This window comes from Pseudofrankia sp. DC12, from assembly GCF_000966285.1.
Lineage (GTDB): Bacteria > Actinomycetota > Actinomycetes > Frankiales > Frankiaceae > Pseudofrankia.
Genome location: NZ_KQ031391.1, coordinates 3,372,975 through 3,391,851, shown reverse-complemented (window position 1 = coordinate 3,391,851; position 18,877 = coordinate 3,372,975). Strand labels below are relative to the sequence as shown.

20 protein-coding genes, 1 tRNA gene and 1 pseudogene are annotated in these 18,877 nt (G+C 71.6%); 8 read left to right on the top strand and 14 right to left on the bottom strand.

Annotated features, from left to right (window positions below; all coding sequences use genetic code 11):
• Positions 1-21: 21 nt before the first annotated feature.
• Positions 22-159, bottom strand: coding sequence for a 50S ribosomal protein L34 (gene rpmH, locus FRADC12_RS13430; protein WP_013428281.1), 138 nt, complete (start codon positions 157-159; stop codon positions 22-24).
• Positions 160-655: 496 nt separating this feature from the next.
• Here rpmH and dnaA point away from each other — a divergent pair, with 496 nt between their 5' ends.
• From dnaA to FRADC12_RS13390, 8 genes are all read left to right on the top strand, one after another.
• The gene (gene dnaA / locus FRADC12_RS13425) at positions 656-2,188 is read left to right on the top strand and encodes a chromosomal replication initiator protein DnaA (protein WP_045876908.1); all 1,533 of its coding nucleotides are present in this window, start codon (positions 656-658) and stop codon (positions 2,186-2,188) included.
• An 871-nt stretch (positions 2,189-3,059) separates the two neighbouring features.
• Positions 3,060-4,223: a DNA polymerase III subunit beta gene (gene dnaN / locus FRADC12_RS13420; RefSeq protein WP_045876907.1), complete on the top strand. Its 1,164-nt coding sequence runs from the start codon at positions 3,060-3,062 to the stop codon at positions 4,221-4,223.
• A 9-nt stretch (positions 4,224-4,232) separates the two neighbouring features.
• Complete coding sequence (gene recF, locus FRADC12_RS13415; RefSeq protein ID WP_045876906.1) at positions 4,233-5,357, top strand: DNA replication/repair protein RecF; 1,125 nt, start codon at positions 4,233-4,235, stop codon at positions 5,355-5,357.
• Positions 5,338-5,958 carry a DciA family protein gene (locus tag FRADC12_RS13410; RefSeq protein ID WP_198152893.1) on the top strand — a complete coding sequence of 207 codons (621 nt, stop codon included), beginning with the start codon at positions 5,338-5,340 and terminating at the stop codon, positions 5,956-5,958. The genes recF and FRADC12_RS13410 overlap by 20 nt, the downstream gene beginning before the upstream one ends.
• Before the next feature lie 438 nt (positions 5,959-6,396).
• Positions 6,397-8,337, top strand: coding sequence for a DNA topoisomerase (ATP-hydrolyzing) subunit B (gyrB, locus tag FRADC12_RS13405; RefSeq protein ID WP_045876905.1), 1,941 nt, complete (start codon positions 6,397-6,399; stop codon positions 8,335-8,337).
• 264 nt (positions 8,338-8,601) lie between these two features.
• The gene (gyrA, locus tag FRADC12_RS13400) at positions 8,602-11,094 is read left to right on the top strand and encodes a DNA gyrase subunit A (RefSeq protein ID WP_045876904.1); all 2,493 of its coding nucleotides are present in this window, start codon (positions 8,602-8,604) and stop codon (positions 11,092-11,094) included.
• A gap of 52 nt (positions 11,095-11,146) precedes the next feature.
• Positions 11,147-12,463 carry a DUF3566 domain-containing protein gene (locus FRADC12_RS13395; protein WP_045876903.1) on the top strand — a complete coding sequence of 439 codons (1,317 nt, stop codon included), beginning with the start codon at positions 11,147-11,149 and terminating at the stop codon, positions 12,461-12,463.
• 85 nt (positions 12,464-12,548) lie between these two features.
• Positions 12,549-12,622 (top strand) — tRNA-Ile (locus FRADC12_RS13390).
• Between the two features lie 18 nt (positions 12,623-12,640).
• On the opposite strand, the gene FRADC12_RS13385 is transcribed toward FRADC12_RS13390, so the two are convergent.
• From FRADC12_RS13385 to FRADC12_RS13345, 13 genes and pseudogenes are all read right to left on the bottom strand, one after another.
• Positions 12,641-13,888, bottom strand: a complete 1,248-nt coding sequence (locus FRADC12_RS13385) for a site-specific integrase (protein ID WP_045876902.1) — start codon at positions 13,886-13,888, stop codon at positions 12,641-12,643.
• The gene (locus FRADC12_RS29745; protein ID WP_084010699.1) at positions 13,885-14,235 is read right to left on the bottom strand and encodes a helix-turn-helix domain-containing protein; all 351 of its coding nucleotides are present in this window, start codon (positions 14,233-14,235) and stop codon (positions 13,885-13,887) included. Before FRADC12_RS29745 ends, FRADC12_RS13385 begins: the two co-directional genes overlap by 4 nt.
• Positions 14,236-14,269: 34 nt before the next feature.
• Entirely contained in the window at positions 14,270-15,805 is a 1,536-nt protein-coding gene (locus tag FRADC12_RS13375; RefSeq protein ID WP_052710895.1) for a replication initiator, read from the bottom strand.
• Between the two features lie 132 nt (positions 15,806-15,937).
• A pseudogene (locus FRADC12_RS13370) lies at positions 15,938-16,321 on the bottom strand (single-stranded DNA-binding protein); the annotation flags it as partial.
• 39 nt (positions 16,322-16,360) lie between these two features.
• Positions 16,361-16,729 (bottom strand): RRQRL motif-containing zinc-binding protein, encoded by a 369-nt coding sequence (locus tag FRADC12_RS13365; RefSeq protein WP_045876900.1) that lies wholly within the window; start codon positions 16,727-16,729, stop codon positions 16,361-16,363.
• A 5-nt stretch (positions 16,730-16,734) separates the two neighbouring features.
• Entirely contained in the window at positions 16,735-16,920 is a 186-nt protein-coding gene (locus tag FRADC12_RS13360; RefSeq protein WP_157488847.1) for a hypothetical protein, read from the bottom strand.
• On the bottom strand, positions 16,917-17,057 hold the full coding sequence (locus tag FRADC12_RS31275) for a hypothetical protein (RefSeq protein ID WP_157488846.1): 141 nt from the start codon (positions 17,055-17,057) through the stop codon (positions 16,917-16,919). Before FRADC12_RS31275 ends, FRADC12_RS13360 begins: the two co-directional genes overlap by 4 nt.
• Positions 17,054-17,227 carry a hypothetical protein gene (locus FRADC12_RS32255; RefSeq protein ID WP_198152892.1) on the bottom strand — a complete coding sequence of 58 codons (174 nt, stop codon included), beginning with the start codon at positions 17,225-17,227 and terminating at the stop codon, positions 17,054-17,056. Before FRADC12_RS32255 ends, FRADC12_RS31275 begins: the two co-directional genes overlap by 4 nt.
• Before the next feature lie 91 nt (positions 17,228-17,318).
• Entirely contained in the window at positions 17,319-17,495 is a 177-nt protein-coding gene (locus FRADC12_RS31270) for an LIM domain-containing protein (protein WP_157488845.1), read from the bottom strand.
• A gap of 38 nt (positions 17,496-17,533) precedes the next feature.
• A complete protein-coding gene (locus FRADC12_RS13355; protein WP_045876898.1) occupies positions 17,534-17,731 on the bottom strand; it encodes a hypothetical protein in 198 nt (65 codons plus the stop codon).
• Between the two features lie 44 nt (positions 17,732-17,775).
• Complete coding sequence (locus FRADC12_RS31265; RefSeq protein ID WP_157488844.1) at positions 17,776-17,922, bottom strand: hypothetical protein; 147 nt, start codon at positions 17,920-17,922, stop codon at positions 17,776-17,778.
• Entirely contained in the window at positions 17,919-18,152 is a 234-nt protein-coding gene (locus FRADC12_RS13350) for a hypothetical protein (RefSeq protein ID WP_157488843.1), read from the bottom strand. Before FRADC12_RS13350 ends, FRADC12_RS31265 begins: the two co-directional genes overlap by 4 nt.
• Positions 18,153-18,208: 56 nt before the next feature.
• The gene (locus FRADC12_RS13345) at positions 18,209-18,457 is read right to left on the bottom strand and encodes a hypothetical protein (RefSeq protein WP_052710894.1); all 249 of its coding nucleotides are present in this window, start codon (positions 18,455-18,457) and stop codon (positions 18,209-18,211) included.
• Positions 18,458-18,877: the final 420 nt, after the last annotated feature.

Here is an 18,877-nt window from a genome sequence, read left to right as displayed (position 1 = left end):
GCGCGCCGGCGAGGTCCGCCGTCAGGCGGACAGTTCGGCGCGGCCCTTGCGGCGGCGGCCGGAAATGATGGCGCGGCCGGCACGGGTACGCATCCGCAGCCGGAACCCGTGGGTCTTGGACCGCCGACGGTTGTTCGGCTGGAAGGTGCGCTTGCTCACGTGACGACTCCGTGGTTACAGGCCGCGGTGCTGACGGGCCGGGACAGGCGGACGGGACACGCGGGCAACACCGCGCGTACTCAGGCTACGCCAACACTGCCCCCGGCTCGCAGCGCGCGCGTCGCCGACGCAATGCCGGGCCGAGCGCGACGCCGTAGAAGTGCCGACAGGAGTGGGCTGGCGACGCACCAGCCTACACACGCCCGGACCACACAGTGCCCGCCGCACCGACCAGCGCCCATCGAGGGCCGAGTCCCTGGATGTCTGGATGCCCACCGTCCGCCCTACCGTGCCGGCGCCACGCCGGATGCGGTGTCATGTCCGTACACAGGTTGTGGACGACTATGTGGAAACCTTGGCGGCACGCCGGGCCCGATCCTCGTCCCCAACACCGCGCCCCGGCCGAAGGAGACCCGACCGTGACCATCGTCGCGGCTCCGTCGGCCACCAGCCGAACCGGCCGACACCTCACTGGCCGACGTATCGAGGAGCACCCGTGACCGACCGCGACACCACCCCCGTCACGGGCTCCCAGCGCCAGCTTCCGCTCGGCGAGGACCCGGACCTGCACGAGGTCTGGCGCCAGGCCGTCGCCGGCGTCGCGGACGGCACACTGTCCGCGCAGCAGCGCGCCTGGCTGCGGCTGACCCGGCCGCTCGGCCTCGTGCAGGACACCGCGCTGCTCGCCGCGCCGAACGAGTTCACCAAGGACCTGCTCGACTCACGGCTGCGCCCGTTCCTGTCGACCGCGCTGACCGCCGCCTATGGCAGGGAGATCCGGGTAGCCGTCACCGTCGAGCATCTGCCCGACCCGGAGCCGATGACCGGCCCGATGGTGCTGCCGCAGGCGGCGCTCGCCGGAGCTGGGTCGGCCGGTGCCGCGGGCACGGGCCACGACGGGCGCGCGGACTCACCGCTGGGCTCGCCGACCTCGCCCATCCAGCGGGTGGCCACCGGCCTCGGCCGCGACCCGGAGCCGCGCCCGTCGGAGCCGGCCCGGCTCAACCCGCGGTACGTCTTCGAGACGTTCGTCATCGGCGACAGCAACCGGTTCCCGCACGCCGCGTCGGTCGCCGTCGCCGAGGCGCCGGCCAAGGCCTACAACCCGCTGTTCATCTACGGCGACTCCGGCCTCGGCAAGACCCACCTGCTGCACGCGATCGGGCACTACACGAAGAAGCTCTACCCGGACGCGCAGGTGAAGTACGTCAGCACCGAGGAGTTCACGAACGACTTCATCAACTCCATCCGCGACGACCGCCAGCAGGCGTTCCAGCGCCGCTACCGGGACATCGACGTGCTGCTCGTCGACGACATCCAGTTCCTGGAGAACAAGGAGCGGACGCAGGAGGAGTTCTTCCACACGTTCAACGTCCTGCACGACACCGAGAAGCAGCTGGTCATCTCCTCGGACCGCTCGCCGCGCCAGCTCTCGGCGCTGGAGGACCGGCTGCGCAGCAGGTTCGAGTGGGGCCTGATCACCGACGTCACCCCGCCTGACCTGGAGACCAGGATCGCGATCCTGTCCAAGAAGGCGGCGATCGAGCGGCTCCCAGTGCCACCGGACGTGCTCGAATACATCGCGACGCACATCGAGCGCAACATCCGCGAGCTCGAGGGCGCCCTGATCCGGGTGGCCGCGTTCGCGAGCCTGAACAAGTCGCACGTCGACCGGACGCTGGCCGAGATCGTGCTGCGCGACCTCATCCCGGACGCGACCAACACGGAGATCACAGCCACCTCGATCATGAACGCGACGGCGTCCTACTTCGGCGTCTCGATGGAGGACCTGTGCGGGACGTCGCGCAGCCGGGTGCTGGTGACGGCCCGCCAGATCGCGATGTACCTGTGCCGGGAGCTCACCGACCTGTCGCTGCCCAAGATCGGTCAGCACTTCGGCGGTCGCGACCACACGACCGTCATGCATGCCGATCGCAAGATCCGCGGGCTGATGGCGGAGCGCCGGGCGATCTACAACCAGGTCACCGAGCTGACCAACCGCATCCGCGCCGAGACGCGCCATCTGTAAGCCCGGCGGCTGGGTCTAGCCCGAGGCTGGAACCAGCGCGGTTGACGGGCGGTCACCGTCCGGGCTGCCGTCGATCTTCAAGCACAAGCTCTTGGGCCCGACATCTTCGGTAATACCCAGGGATTGTCCACAGCCTGTGGGTTCCAGCGGGGATGGTCGGCCTGACCGGTTCCGCTCGGCACGGCGCCCGAATCGCGCCTACTGGTCGACCCACCAAGAGCCCCATATGCCCGATATGCGCCGTATATGTGCGCACGGGGACGGAGCGTGCTCGACCCCCGCCCTCAACTCTCGCTGGCCGTGATGGACCCCCAACGCAGGGCTCAGGACCCACGAGACCACTTGGGTGGTATTCACCCACAGCTTGTGGACAAGCCTGTGGATTACCTGGGGGCAGCCGTCCGCTCGCGACCGCCGGAGATCACTTCGGGACCCGGCTCAAGGCCCCCGGCTCCTGTGGAGAACCAGGGGACAGCCTGGGGACGACCTGGGTGTAACCGGTGGATGGACGGTGGATGGCGCCGGGGGACAGCGAGCGGTGTGGACAACTACCGGCGTCACGCACAGGTCGACCCACACGATCTCCACCGGCCAATCTGCGGCCTGACCTGGGAAAACGCGAGTTTTCCACAGTTTCCACAGCCCCTACTACTACCACTACCAAGATTTCTAATTAGAAGATCAAAAGCTCGAAGAACTAGGGCCTGGGGATGACGCTCGCGCGGCCTCGGTCGCCTCGGTCCCGAGCGGGCCGGCTTCACGCCTCGCCGACCCGACGTGACGCTCCGCGTTCGCCGTACCACTGGACCGCTCGCGAACGCGTCGGAGGGCTCTGAGATGCTGGACCACGTTCGTCGCTGAGGAGGCAGGCATGAAGTTCCGGGTTGAACGGGACGAGTTCACCGAAGCGGTCGCCTGGACCGCGCGCAGCCTGCCGAGCCGTTCGGCGACAGCGACCAACCAGCAGGTGCTGATGGGCCTGCTGCTGGACGCGACTGCGCCGGGCCTGGTCGTCGCCGCCTTCGACTACGAGGTCGCGGCGCAGGCGACGCTGGAGGCGACCGTCCACGAGGAGGGCCGCGCGCTGGCGCCGGGACGGATGCTCGCGGACATCACCAAGCAGCTACCGGCCGCGCCGGTCGAGGTCGAGACCGACGACAACAAGCTGATCATCACCTGCGGCAACGCCCGGTTCACCCTGCAGACGCTGCCCGTCGACGAGTACCCGACGCTGCCCCCGCTGCCGCCGGTCACCGGACACATCGAGGGCGGCGCGTTCGGCGCCGCCGTCGCCCAGGTGGCGGTGGCCGCGGGCAAGGACGACACGCTGCCCGTGCTGACCGGCGTCCGGCTGGAGATCGAGGGAGACACCCTCACCCTCGCCGCCACCGACCGTTACCGGCTCGCGGTGCGAACCCTCAAGTGGAGCCCGTCGAGCCCCGACGCGTCCGGGGTCGCGCTCATCCCGGCGCGCACACTGCTGGACACGGCCCGCTCGCTGGGCGGCGGGACGGCCCAGGTCGCGATCGCGCTCGGCACCGGCCCGTCCGGGGAGGCACTCGCCGGTTTCGCGGGCAACCACCGCCAGACCACGACCAGGCTCGTCGACGGCCAGTTCCCGCCCTACCGCAAGCTGCTGCCGGACTCGTGCCCGCTGGCCGCCCAGGCGGAGAAGGCCCCGCTCCTGGAGGCGGTCAAGCGGGTCGCGCTGGTGGCCCCGAAGACCGCGCCGGTGCGGCTGGCGTTCAGCGCCGACCACCTGCGGCTGGAGGCTGGCAGCCACGGCGGCGAGGCGCAGGCCTCCGAGACGCTGCCCGCGACCTACGACGGTCCCGACCTGGAGGTCGCGTTCAACCCCGCGTACCTGCAGGACGCGCTGACGGCGGTCGAGTCCGACCAGGTCGAGTTCGGCTTCGCCAGCGCCGAGGACGCCGAGGTGGCGGCGAAGAAGCCGGCCATCCTGACCGGTAAGGGCGCCGGCGACGAGCTGCCGGACTACCGCTACCTGCTCATGCCCATTCAGCTGAACGGCTGACCGGGTGACGTGTACGTCACGCACCTGCAACTGGTCGACTTCCGGTCCTACCCGGCGCTGGAGCTGACGCTTTCGCCCGGGGTGGTCACCTTCGTGGGGGCCAACGGCCAGGGCAAGACGAACCTGCTCGAGGCCGTTGGCTACGTCGCCACCCTCGGTAGTCACCGAGTCTCCGGCGACGCGCCGCTGATTCGCGAGGGCGCCGAGCGGGCCGTGGTCCGGTCGCGGATCGTGCGTGGTGACCGGGCCGCGCTGGCCGAGATCGAGATCGTCACCGGCCGGGCCAACAAGGTCTGGCTGAACCGCCGGCCGCTCAGCCGCCCACGCGACCTGCTCGGCCTGCTGTCCGTCGTCCTGTTCGCGCCGGAGGACCTGGCGATGGTCAAGGGCGATCCGGGCGAGCGCAGGCGGTTCCTCGATGACCTGCTGGTCGCCAGGACGCCGCGGCTGGCCGCGGTGATCGCCGACTACGAACGGGTACTGCGCCAGCGAACGACCCTGCTGCGTGCCCACGGCGACCTGCGCACCCTCGATTCCTGGGACCAGGCGCTGGCCCAGCACGGCGCCGAGCTGCTCGCCGCCCGGCTGGCCCTCGTCGACGAGCTGCGTCCCCGGGTCCGGGCCGCGTACGCCGCTGTGGCCGGAACCGCGGACGAGGACGTGACCGGGCAGGGCGTCGGTGTCGACTACCGCTGCGGGGTGGAGCTGCCGGAGGGTGCGGACCGGGAGGCGATCGCGGCCGCGCTGATCGCAGAGCTCGCACGTGTGCGGCCCCGGGAGATAGAGCGGGGCGTGACCCTGGTCGGCCCGCACCGCGACGAGCTCGCGCTGGCGGTCGGCGGGCGCCCGGCTCGCGGCTACGCGAGCCACGGCGAGTCCTGGTCGCTCGCGCTCGCGCTGCGGCTGGCGTCGTACGAGCTGCTCGACGCCGACGACCGCGCACCGGTACTGCTGCTGGACGACGTCTTCGCGGAGCTGGACGCGCATCGCCGCCGCCGGCTCGCCGAACTGGTGGCGTCGGCCGAGCAGGTGCTGATCACGGCCGCGGTCGGCGCGGACGTGCCGGCGGAGTTGGTCGGGCCGCGGTTCACCGTCCACCGGGGGGAGGTGCTTGATGCCGACCGATCCGGCTGAACCCGACCAGAGCGCTGCCGCTCCCCGGGTCACGGGCGCGGACCTGGCCCGCCAGGTGCTCGCCGCCGCGAAGGCGGACGCGCGGGCCCGATCCAGGGGCGGCCGGCCTGGCTGCGGGGGCGGCCCTGGCCGAGGGGCCGACGCCACGTCACCCCCTGCGGACCGCACCATCCCGGCGGACGACGACCGGGAGCCGCCACGCCGGCCCCGTCAGCCGGGGATCGCGGCGCCCGGCCGGGAGTGGCGCGAGCCGACCAGCTTCGCGGCCTCGATCAACCGGCTGCTGGCCGCCCGTGGCTGGCAGACCAGGGCGACGGACTCCGGTGTGCTGGCCAGATGGGATGTGATCGTCGGCCCGGAGATCGCCTCGCACGCGACCCCGGTCTCGCTGCGCGACGGCTTGCTGGAGCTGGAGGCGGAGTCCACTGCCTGGGCCACCCAGCTCCGGCTGCTGGCCCCGCGGCTGCTCGGCGTGCTGCGCCGCGAGCTAGGCCAGGGCATCGTCACCGGGATCACGGTGCGGGGTCCGTCCGCGCCGTCCTGGCGGCATGGCCCGGCCCAGATGCCGGGTGGTCGCGGGCCTCGGGATACCTACGGCTGAGGGGTTCCGACGCACCTCTCCGGGCCGCGCGGCAGGCGCCTGGCGACGCCGGGAGCCGCCTCGTACCGCCGGTCCTGGGCCGATCGGCGGCGGGGCCTGGCGGTCGTCCGTGACACCGTCGGGCGGGGTGGCCGCGTCAGGTCCGGAAGGTGCTGTGAGCCGGCCGTCAAGCGGCGACCGGCGTGGATCGGCCTCACGGCCGTTGAGGCCGCCCGCCTCGTAGGGGGGGTTCGCCCGGCCCTCGTTCGGCCCGCTACGCAGACGTCAGAGCCCACCCTGCGTCTGTTGTGGTGCGTTGCCGGGTAGACTGAAAGGGACTTCGGCCCACAACGAGCGCCTTGCAACAACGAGGCCCGCCCGGACGGCCCTCGCACGCGGGGGCGGACGAGCGGGCCTGCCGAGGGACCTGGCGAGGATCTGAAGAGAGGGACGCTGCGCGTGGCGTACGACGCAAGTTCGATCAAGGTTCTCGAGGGTCTCGACGCGGTCCGCAAGCGGCCGGGTATGTACATCGGCTCCACCGGCGAGCGTGGCCTGCACCACCTCGTCTACGAGGTGGTCGACAACTCCGTCGACGAAGCTCTCGCCGGATACTGCGACACCATCGCGGTAACCCTGCTCGCTGACGGCGGCGTGCGTGTCGTCGACAACGGTCGCGGAATTCCGGTCGGGATGCACCCCACCGAGAAGAAGCCGACGGTCGAGGTCGTGCTCACCGTCCTGCACGCGGGCGGCAAGTTCGACGGCGAGTCGTACGCGGTCTCCGGAGGCCTGCACGGCGTCGGCATCAGTGTCGTCAACGCGCTGTCGACCAAGGTCGAGGTCGAGATCAAGGTCGACGGCTTCACCTGGTTCCAGCGTTACACCGACCAACGGGCCGGGGCGCTGGAGAAGCGGGCGCCGCTGAAGAGGAACGAGCGCACCGGTACCACGGTCACGTTCTGGGCCGACCCGACGATCTTCGAGACCACCGAGTACAAGTACGAGACCCTGTACCGCCGGCTGCAGGAGATGGCCTTCCTGAACAAGGGCATCTCCCTGACGCTGCGCGACGAGCGGCCCGAGGAGCCGGTCGAGGTCGCGTTCATGTACGAGAAGGGCCTGGTCGACTTCGTCAACCACCTGAACGCGACGAAGGACCCGATCCACAAGACGATCGTCGCGCTCGAGGCCAAGGCGAAGGGCATCGAGGCCGAGGTCGCGATGCAGTGGAACGCCGGCTATAACGAGTCGGTCTACACCTTCGCGAACACGATCAACACGCACGAGGGCGGCACCCACGAGGAGGGCTTCCGGGCGGCGCTCACCAGCGCGGTGAACGTCTACGCCAAGGAGCAGAACCTGCTCAAGCCGGTGAAGGCGGGCGCGAAGAACACCGACGAGCGCCTCTCCGGCGACGACATCCGTGAGGGCCTCACCGCGATCATCTCGGTCAAGCTGGCCGAGCCGCAGTTCGAGGGCCAGACGAAGACCAAGCTCGGCAACACCGAGGCGAAGAAGTTCGTGCAGGAGATGTGCTACTCCGCGCTGCGGGACTGGTTCGACGCGAACCGGGTCGAGGCGCGCAGCATCGTCGGCAAGGCGCTCGACGCGCAGCGGGCCCGGATCGCCGCCCGCGCCGCCCGGGACCTGACCCGGCGCAAGGGCCTGCTCGGTGGCACTGGCCTGCCCGGCAAGCTGTCGGACTGCCAGTACACCGACCCGGAGCGCTGCGAGCTCTACATCGTCGAGGGTGACTCGGCGGGCGGCTCGGCCAAGGGCGGCCGCGACTCGAAGTTCCAGGCGATCCTGCCGCTGCGGGGCAAGATCCTCAACGTCGAGAAGGCCCGGATCGACCGGGTCCTGAAGAACACAGAGGTCCAGGCCCTGATCCAGGCGCTGGGCACGGGTATTCACGACGAGTTCGACATCGCCAAGCTGCGGTATCACAAGATCGTGCTGATGGCGGACGCCGACGTCGACGGCCAGCACATCCGGACGCTGCTGCTCACGCTGCTGTTCCGGTTCATGCGCCCGCTCGTCGAGGCAGGCCACGTGTTCCTCGCGCAGCCCCCGCTCTACAAGATCAAATGGGGTCGGGAGGACTGGGAGTACGCCTACTCGGACCGGGAGCGCGACGGGCTCCTCGAGCGTGGCGTCGAGGCCGGCCGAAAGCTGCCCAAGGACGCGATCCAGCGGTTCAAGGGCCTCGGCGAGATGAACGCGACCGAGCTGTGGGACACGACCATGGACCCGGACCGCCGCATCCTGCTGCAGGTCACGCTCGACGACGCGGCCGTCGCGGACGAGCTCTTCAGCGTCCTGATGGGCGAGGACGTCGACGCCCGGCGCAGCTTCATCCAGCGCAACGCCAAGGATGTCCGCTTCCTCGACATCTGAGGGGGGCCGAGGCAGGCGGCCCTGTTCGCTGGCCCGCGGCCAGCTTCCCTGGTGGCCCGCAATGTCTACCCGGGGGGCGACCCCCCCGACCCCCCGATGTCGGGCTTCGCCCGACTGGGGGCAGGTCTGGCTACGGGCCTGAATGCACTGACCGAGACAGATCGAGCCACCAGAAAGACCGAGACCTACAGCGCTAGCTGAGACGACAGCCGTTCGAGGGACAGCAGTCAACCGGTTAGCTCCGAACTGCCCTGGAAGGACACCGTGGTCGACGTACTACCGCCGCCTGGCGACCGGATTGAGCCGATCGGCATCGAAGTCGAGATGCAGCGGTCGTACCTCGACTACGCGATGTCGGTCATCGTGGGGCGGGCCCTGCCGGAGGTCCGGGACGGGCTCAAGCCCGTGCACCGCCGGGTGCTCTACGCCATGTACGACGGTGGGTACCGGCCCGACCGCGGGTACTTCAAGTGCTCCCGCATCGTCGGTGACGTCATGGGTAACTACCACCCGCACGGCGACTCGGCGATCTACGACACCCTCGTGCGGCTGGCCCAGCCCTGGTCGCTGCGGTACCCGCTCGTCGACGGCAACGGCAACTTCGGCTCGCCGGGCAACGACCCGCCCGCCGCCATGCGGTACACCGAGGCCCGCATGGCCGCGCTGGCGATGGAGATGCTGCGCGACATCGACGCCGACACCGTCGACTTCGCGCCGAACTACGACGGCCGCTCGCAGGAGCCGCTCGTCCTGCCGAGCCGGTTCCCGAACCTGCTCGTCAACGGCGCGGGCGGCATCGCGGTCGGCATGGCGACCAACATCCCGCCGCACAACCTGCGCGAGGTCGCCGCCGGCGTCCAGTGGGCGCTGGCCAACCCGGACGCCACCGACGAGGAGCTCCTCGAAGCCCTGCTCGGCATCATCAAGGGCCCGGACTTCCCGACCCACGGCCTGATCGTTGGCCGGCAGGGGATCGAGGACGCGTACCGCACCGGCCGCGGCAGCATCCGCATGCGCGCGGTGGTCCAGGTCGAGGAGAACAAGGGCCGCACCCAGCTCGTCGTGACCGAGCTGCCCTACCAGGTCAACCCGGACAACCTCGCCGAGAAGATCGCCGAGCTGGTCCGGGACAACAAGGTCTCCGGGATCTCGGACGTCCGCGACGAGACGTCGGCCCGCATCGGCCAGCGCCTGGTCATCGACCTCAAACGCGACGCCGTCGCCAAGGTCGTGCTGAACAACCTGTACAAGCACACCCAGCTGCAGGACACCTTCGGCGCGAACATGCTGGCGATCGTCGACGGGGTGCCGCGGACGCTGCGTCTGGACCAGATGATCCGCTACTACGTCGAGCACCAGGTCGACGTGATCGTCCGGCGGACCCGCTACCAGCTGCGCAAGGCCCAGGAGCGGCTGCACGTCCTCGAGGGCCTGCTGATCGCGCTCGACCACCTGGACGACGTGATCGCGCTGATCCGCAACGCCGAGTCGGCGGACGCGGCCCGCGGCCAGCTGATGGCGCGCTACTCGCTCTCCGAGATCCAGGCGACCGCGATCCTGGACATGCAGCTGCGCCGGCTGGCCGCCCTCGAACGCCAGCGGATCATCGACGAGGCCGCCGAGCTGCGCGCCAAGGTCACCGAGCTGGAGGCGATCCTCGCCTCCCCGCAGCGGCAGCGCGAGATCATCGGCGAGGAGCTCAAGGAGGTCGTCGACAAGTTCGGCGACGAGCGCCGGACCAGGATCGTCCCGTTCGAGGGTGAGATGTCCATCGAGGACCTCATCGCCCAGGAGGACGTCGTCGTCACCGTCACCCGCGGTGGCTACGCCAAGCGCACCAAGACCGACCTCTACCGCTCCCAGCGGCGTGGCGGCAAGGGCGTGCAGGGTGCGGCGCTGCGCGAGGACGACATCGTCGAGCACTTCTTCGTGACCACCACCCACCACTACCTGTTGTTCTTCACGAACAAGGGCCGGGTGTACCGGGCGAAGGCGCACGAGCTGCCCGAGCAGGCCCGCAGCGCCAAGGGCCAGCATGTGGCGAACATCCTGGCGTTCGGCCAGGACGAGCGGATCGCCGAGGTGATGGCGATCCGCGACTACGCGGCCGCGCCGTACCTGGTGCTCGCCACCAAGCGTGGGCTGTGCAAGAAGTCGGCCCTGACGGACTTCGACTCCAACCGCGCCGGCGGTCTGGTCGCGATCAACCTGCGCGAGGACGACGAGGTCATCGGGGCCCGCCTGGTCGGCGCCGACGACGACCTGCTGCTGGTCAGCCGCAACGCCCAGTCGATCCGGTTCCACGCGGACGACGAGCAGCTGCGGCCGATGGGCCGGGCGACCGCGGGCGTGATCGGCATGCGGTTCGAAGCCGACGACGAGCTGCTCTCGATCGAGGTCATCAAGCCGGACTCGCCGGCTTCCCTGCTGGTCGCCACCAGCGGCGGCTTCGCCAAGCGGACGCACCTGAACGAGTACCCGCTGCAGGGTCGTGGCGGGAAGGGCGTGCTGACCGCGAGGATCGTGCCCAGCCGCGGCAGCCTGGTCGGCGCTCTGGTCGTCGAGCCCGACGACCAGCTGTACGCCATCGCGTCCAACGGCGGCGTCTTGCGTACCGTAGCCAGGGACGTACGGCAGGCCCAGCGCCAGACCATGGGCGTGAAGCTGATCGACCTTGAGGCCGGTGTGCAGGTCGTGGGCGTCGCGCGTAATGCTGATGCCGACGACGGCGATGGCGACGAGCCGACGGCCGGCTGACGCCTGACTGCGAGGACGGGCCCATGGCTGGCGGGAAGCTAAGGGGAGACGCGTGAGCGAGAAGGACGAGCGGCCGGGTCGGTCCGGCGGCCTCCCGACGGCCGCGGCCGACAGCGAGTCGGCGGCCGGCAACCCCTTCTTCGAGAAGGTTGGCGGGCCCAAGAAGGATGTGCCCGCCAAGCCAGCCGTCGCCGCGTCCGACGACGCCGCGGGAGCGCGGACGGCGACCAAGGAGCCGGTCGAGGGCGACGCCGACAAGACGGCCGCCGTCCGGTCGGTGTCGTCGGCCGTGCCGGCCCCGTCCTCGGTCCCGTCAAAATCCTCGGCCGGGTCCAAGGGAGCTGCTTCGGACACCGTCAGGGGCGGCGCGGCGACCACCAAGGTCGCCACGCCGGTCGCCAGCCAGCCACCGTCGGCCGGTTCGGACCGGTATGCCGCGGCTGGCCGTGGCGCGCCGGCCAAAACGGCCGCGACGGACCAGCTGGCGCAAGCGCCGCGCGACCCAGACACCATGGCCATCGTGCGTACCCCAGCCCGGCCCTCCGGGTCGGACAACGGCCGGGACAGTGGCGCTCGGGACAACGGCGGCGCCAGGGACAACGGCGGCGCCAGGGACAGCGGCGGCGCCAGGGACAGCGGCGCCCGGGACGACCGCGGTCGTGCCGGTGCCGCCGACCGCGGCGCCGAGACCCGGACGGTCGCGGCCGTCGGCGCGGCGTCCGTGTCGGCCGATCCGGACCGGACCGTCGCCGACACCACCCCGAAACCGAACCTGGCCAAGCCCAGCCGCGGCCCGGCGGTGCCGGCGGAACGGATGCCGGCCCCGGTGTCCGGCGTCCGTACAGGCGCCGCGCCGGCCGGAGGCCGTGAGCAGCGGGAGTGGGCCCGGCCGGGCCGCGGCGCGCCGGATCCGGCCGCCGGCTACCCGGGCCGGGGCGACCAGGACCGGTCCGAGCCGGCCCGCGCGGGTGACTACTCGGCCGACTACGGCGACGCGGACGGCTCGCGCACCGGCCGGCGGGCCAGGCTGCGGCTCACCAGGGTCAGCCCGCTGACCGTGACCCGGCTCGCGTTCGCGTTCTCGCTGTGCCTGTTCCTTGTGATCATGGTCGCGGTGGCGGTGCTCTGGTTCGTGCTGAACTCGGTCGGTGTGTTCGACAGCATCACGAACGCCGCCGGCACCCTGACCTCGGGCGAGAGCCACAGCGTGAGCTCCTGGCTGTCGTTCGGCCGGGCCATGCAGATCAGCCTGCTCGTGGGTGCGATCAACGTCGTCCTGTTGACCTTGCTGGCCACCCTCGGGGCGATGCTCTACAACCTCTGCGCCGACATGATCGGTGGGATCGAGGTAACGCTCAGCGATCGATAGCGAGGAGCCGGGCGGTGGCTCCCACCCGGTCGCCGCCGTCCTGTACTCTTGCTCTCGCGCCCCCAACGGGCCCCAGCAACTCCCCGGACCTATAGCTCAGCCGGTTAGAGCGCTTCCCTGATAAGGAAGAGGCCGGTGGTTCAAGTCCACCTAGGTCCACCCTTTGGTACCAGCACATCAGCCGGTCTCGCCCCCGCATTCTGGGAGCGGACCGGCTTCTTTGTGCACAGGATCGTGCACGTCGTCGTCCTGCGGGGTCTCGTCAGCGGGCGGCGCGAGCGGCTCGGACGCCCCGAGGATCTGGCCGGCGACCAGGTCGGCGGCGGCGGCATCCATGCCCGGGATGACGTGGCTGTAGGTCCGCAGGGTGAACGCCACGTCGGCGTGGCCGAGCCGCTCGCTGACCACCTTGGGATGAACCCCGGCCTTGAACGCGGCGGTCGCATAGCTGTGGCGGACGTCGTGCAGCCGGATCACCGGCAGGCCCGCCGCGCGGGCGTGGCCCTGGAACCAGTCGGTGACCGAGTCCGGGTGGATGTTGGACCCGTCCGGGTGGCAGAACAGCAGATCCGAGGTGTGACCGACGTCGGCCCGCTCCTTCTCCCACCGCTCGACGTGGGCGCGCAGCGCGGCGAGCGTCGCCGGGTCGAGCGAACGCGGGCGCTCCCCGGACTCGGTCTTGGTCTCGCCGTCGCCGGCCTGGCCGTCGACCACCACCCGCGGGACCGCCGGCACGACCGTGGCCGCCGCCAGGTCGAGATCCTGACGGCGCAGCCCGACCGCCTCCCCGCGCCGCATCCCGGTCGTCACGATCAGCAGGTAGAGCGCGTACAGCCGATCGCCCTGGATGTGCTCGACGAACGTCCGCAGCTGCTCCGTCGTCCACACCGTCGCCGGCCGCTTGCCCACCCGGGGCGGGGCCGCGTCCTCGGCGACGTTGCGCGCCAGGTAGCCCCAGCGCACCGCGTCACCGAGCGCCCGGTGCAGCATCCGGTGCACCGTCGCCACGGTCGACGCCGAGAGCCCCGCGCCCTGGTCCCCGCGCGGCCGGACGCGACCCGCCTTGAGCAGGTGGGTATAGAGCAGGTTCAGCCGCACCGGGGTCAACTCCCGCAACGGCGTCTCCCCGATGACCCGGGTCACGTAGCCGGCGCAGTAGCCGTACTTCACCCACGTGTTCGGCCGCATCGCGTGCTGCACCGCCGCGTGCCACTCGGTCAGGAACTCCCCGACCGTGCGGCGCGAGGCCCCGACATGCCGGCCCGCCTCAGCCGCCGTGATCGCCGCGCGCATGGCCTTCTCCGCATCGGTCTTGCGCTCGAAGCCGGACTTGGACGGCTGGCGGCGCCGGCCGGTCAGCGGGTCGGGCCCGAGGTCGAAGCGGTAGGCCCATTTGCCGTCCTTGCGGTAGACGCTGCCCTTCACGCCGCCGCTCCGTCCGGGGTGAGGATCGCGCGCAGGCCGGCGGTGACGATGAACACCCGGCCGCCGAGCTTGCGCGACGGCAGCTCGCCGCTGGCGGCCAGGCGGTAGGCGCCTGAGCGCGACAGGCCGAGCAGGTCGGCGGCGCGCTCCACGGGCACGAGCGGCGGCAGGTCGGCGGTCGGGTCCGGCGCGAGGATCGTCGCCGGCCGGGTCGGGGTGACGCGCTGGACGGCGGCCAGGTCGTCGAGCCGGGCGAGGACCGCGCGCAGCTCGGCGCGGATCAGGTCCAGATCGGCCGCGGGTGGCGCGGTCGGCGGCCGGTGGCCGGCGATGGGGGAGACGGTCATGGAGGGCTCCTCTCGAAGGCTTCGGGCGGGACGGTCAAGCGGCGGCGCGGTCGGCGCGGGCGGCCTCGCGTCGCGAGCGGGCGAGGTCGGCGGCCATCGCGGCGAGCTGGGCGTCTCCGGACAGGCGGTAGCCGGCGCCCTCGAAGCGCCATTCGCCGATGGTCAGGACTTCGTCGCCGGTGTCGGCTTCGAGTGGGCGGCCCCAGGCGTCGAGCGGGGTTCGCGGGTTGCCCTTGGCGTCGTGGGTGCGCTGCCACTCGCGGCGTTCGGTCCGGCAGGCCCCGAAGGTCAGCGAGTAGACCCGGGACTTGGTCAGCCAGTGGCCCCGGAACCCGAACTGGTGAGCGTTTTGCCGCAACCGCAGCTCGGCGAGCGCCCGGGCCGGCTGCCCGGGCAGCGGGAGGACGGGGCCGCCGAGGTACCAGGCGGTGCGGACCATCGCGGCCTGGTGGCCGGTGAGCAGCGGCAGGACCAGGCGCAGATCGTCGGAGGTCCGGATGGGCTGGTCCAGCACGCCGGAGTCGGTGACGCCCTTGGTGACGTACTTGGCGAGGTAGTTCCCGACCGCGCGGGCGGACAGCGGCCCGTCGGGAATCACGGTGGTCGTGTCGTCGAGTTCGACGCCACCGGCCACGGTCAGGTGGCGTTCGTGGTGCTGCTCTCCCCAACGGGCGGCGGCCAGGCCGGCGGCGGCCGGGGTCGGGCAGGGTTCGCTGACCTGCTCGACGGCCCAGCGCCACGCCCGCGCGAGCAGCTTCCCGGTCGCCCAGTCGGGCGGGGGCGGGTAGTCGCCAGGGATCGGGCTGAACCCGTCGAGCCGGAGGATCCCGTGAAAGTGGATCAGGCTACGGGCCTGCATCTCGGCGACCTTGACGTAGGAGATCCGCAGCAGTTCCCGGATTCCGACGCGCCGTGATCCGTCTTTGCGAATACCGCTGGTGAGGGGCACGCCGACGATGTGCGCAAGACGGCGGTAGCAGAGATCAACGGTCCGCTTGAACAAGCGGGCGGCGATCGCGTTCCAGATCACCGCGCCGAGGTAGTCGTAACAGTCCAGACACAGCGCCTGACCCAGCTGTGGATCGTCTTTGGCGTCGTGGACCGCCCAGCAGCCGCGGGGCTTTCCGTGGGGGCAGAAGCCTTTGAGTCGGTGGCAGGTCCGGGCGTCCTGGCCGTGCTTGGCGTTGCGGGTATGGACCGGCCCGAACGAGGGGGCGGTGACCGTGACGAACAGGCCCGGGTGGTCGATGACCGCCTCGGGGATGCCCCGGCCGCCGGCCAGGCCGGTGTGCACGATCTGCCAGGCGTCACCCGCATAGGTCCACGAGCACGACGGGCAGACGCTCGCGCGCCGATTGCCGCAGGGGATGAGGATCGTCCCGTCGGGCTGGGTGGCCGACTCGAAGAATGGCCGGATCTCCCCGGTGCGCAGGTCGACGTGAAGGCTTCGGCCGGAGATGCGGATCGGGCGGGTGCAGCCGGCGATCCGGTCGAGCTGGACGCGGAACGCGGCAAGGGAGCCGTCCGCGATACGCGGCCGGGCCTCTTCCAGCAGATCGACCGGGGTCACGGATTCGCCGCTCCTTTCAGGCCACAGGGGGATGGATGCCGGGCCGGCGGCCGGTTGCGGCGATGGCCGCCGGCCCGGGAGTCGGGGCTAGAACGGCGGTTCGTCGCCGGGCGGGGTGGTGTAGGCGTCGGTGCCGGGGTTGCCGGTGCCGCGGGCGGCGCGGGTGACCTTGGCGGTGGCGTAGCGCAGCGACGGGCCGATCTCCTCGACGTCGAGCTCGAAGACGGTGCGCTTCTCGCCCTCGCGGGTCTCGAAGGACCGTTGCTTGAGCCGGCCGACGACGATCACGCGCATGCCCTTGGTCAGGGAATCGGCGACGTGTTCGGCCGCCTGGCGCCAGATCGAGGCGCGCAGGAACAGCGGGTCGCCGTCCTTCCACTCGCCGCTGGCCCGGTCGAGGGTCCGTGGTGTGGACGCGACGGTGAACGAGGTGACGGCCGCACCATTCGGGGTGAAGCGCAGCTCGGGGTCGGCGGTGAGGTTGCCGACGACGGTGATCGTGGTTTCTCCGGCCATGGCAGGTCGGTCCTTCCGGTGCTGGAGCGGGTGGGCTGGTCAGGCAGCGAGGTCTGTGCGGTCGTGGCAGTCGAGGCAGACGCCGAGGTGGGCGGGGATGACGTAGCCGGCGTCTTGCTGGCAGTCGGGGCAGATGCGGCGCCGGGCGCGGGCGGCGGCGAGCTGCGCGCGTTGCCGCTGGGTTGCTGGGGTGCGTTGGACGGTGTCGGCGAGGTGGTAGAGCGCGGCGGTCCGGATGCCGGTGGCCGAGCGGCGGGAGCGCCACATGAGCTGGGCGACGGGGTCGCCGGTCGGGCGTAGGCCCAGGGCGGTGAGTTGGCGGCGGGTCGCCAAATGGTCCGGGGCCATGCGGTACGGCCAGGTCGGGATGCCGTAGCGGGCGCCGTCTGGGTCGTAGAACACGGCCACCGGGGCTACCGCCCGGCCGGGTGAACGACGGCGATGGGCGTGGCGTGGTGGTAGGCGCGGTCGTGGCCGGTGGCGAGCTGGCGGGCCGTGGCGGTGCCGGTGACGGTGCGATCGAGCCGGCCGCAGGAACACGTCACGCGCACCGACGCCTGCCACGGAGCCGGGGCGGTCCCGGCCGGGTGGACGGTCATCGGGTGCCGGCTCGGGTCGGCGTGGGCAGGGTGACGCAGCTCGCGCAGATCAGCCCGGTGCCGCCGGTCGTCTGGCCGCACAGCGCGCACGCCCGGTTGGTCGGGTTGGCCTCACCGGCCGCCGTGGGCGGGGTCACCGGCGGCCGGTCCTGGCGGGCCGGGCGGCGGGGGTCGAGGTCGGCCGCTGGACGGGCCGGGCGGGGCGGCAGAAGTGCCGCTGGTGGGTCTGGAGGAGCTGCTTGGCTTCGGCCTGGCTGCCGACCTCTTGGGAGGTCGTGCGGCAGTCGGGGCAGTACCAGTGCGCCATGATGGAACTCCCTTGCTGTCCCTGGTGGGTGGTGAGGGCCGGGGCGCGGCGACGGTTCTTTGGCGGAGTTGGCGCCGCGCCCCGGGCGGAGCTAGTTGCCGGCGGTCGGGGTTTGGGTAGTGGGTGCGCAGCCGGGGTGGTAGTTGCGGCCGGTGGTGCGGATGACACGGCGGCCGGGGTCGATGGGCTGGCGGCAGACCGCGCAGCTCAGTGCGGCGATCGCGCGGCGGCCGGCGGCGCGCAGGGCGCCGGGGGTCTTACGGGGCATGGCCGGTCGGTCCTCTCGGTGGGTGTAGGCGGGACGGGTTAGCTCTGGCAGCCGTGGCCGGGCATGCAGACCATGCGGCGGGCGGTGACCCGCAACCAGCGGCTGGCGCCGCAGTGGGTGCAGGCCTGGCCACCGTCGCGGGACGCGCCGGGTGGGAGCTCGTCGCGGGTCGGGGCGGAGAAGGTCTGGGTGCCGCGGCGGGACGAGACGACGTGGGTACGGGATGAGCGGGCCATCGGGGGTTCCTTCCGGGTGGTGGGGTTGGTGGTCGGGGGCAGATCTAGCTCTCGTCGTCGGGTGTCTCGTCGGCCTCGTCGTCGGTGGCGGTGGGGAGCGGCGCCGCGCACGCGACGCACTCGTACACGCCGTTCAGGCGCCACCAGACGTGCCGCCCGGACGGGAGCGTGGGGCAGACGTCGCGGCTCATCGGCTGCCGCGAAGCCGCTCGATCTCGTCGCTGACCTCGCCGTGGCGGTCGGCGAGGGTCTCGGAGAGCGCGGCGGCACGGCGGCCGGTCGGGGTGTGCCGGCCGGCCCGGTCGGCGAGGTCGTAGGCGCGGTTGGACGCGTCGATGACCTCGACCTGCCGGTCACACAGCCGGGCGTCGCGGGCCAGCTCGGCGTCGGTCATCGGGCGGCGAATCGAGTTGTCGCGCATGATCACGGGTCCTTTCGGCGGGGTGATGTCGTCGGGGGTTGGCAGTCGAACTGAGGTCAGCGGCCCGCTTGGATGGCGGCGATGTCGACGTCGCACTCGGCGACCCAGACGTCGATGCCGGCGGCTTCGGCGGCCCATTCGGACTGGTCGGCGGGGTCGGTCGCGATGGCCGCCTTGTGGCGGGCGTCTGCGGCCCAGGCGACGTACTTCGCGCGGGAGGCGCGGATGCTCGCGAGCGACTCGGCGACGGTGGGCACGTCCGGTGCGGGGGTGGCCCGGCGGCTGGGGCGGGTGGGGCGTCTCATCGGTCTTCTCCGTTCAGGGGTGTGGGTTGGCGTGGGTTAGCGGCGGGCTCGGCGGTGCTGTTGGGTGAGGGCGTTGGAGATGCGCCGGCCGATGCGGAGGCGGGCGCCGGAGCCGTGGCAGCGGTGGCAGGTGCGCCACGCACGGCCCGACAGGGAGCGGCGTTTCCCGGCGCCGGAGCACCGTGGGCACGCGGCGTAGGGCCAGAACCGACACGCCACGAGGTAACCGAGCGTCACCACGGCCAGGAGTAGGAGTAGGGCCAGGACGGGAGGCATGAGGGCTCCTGGAGCGGGTTCGGGCACCGAAAGGGCAGGTGGGGTCTAGGACCTAGAGCGCTGGTGGGGTGCCGGGCGGGGGTCTAGAGGTGCCTCTAGGGTTAGAAGCCGTCCGCCTCTACGGGTCTAGCCTCACGACCCCCA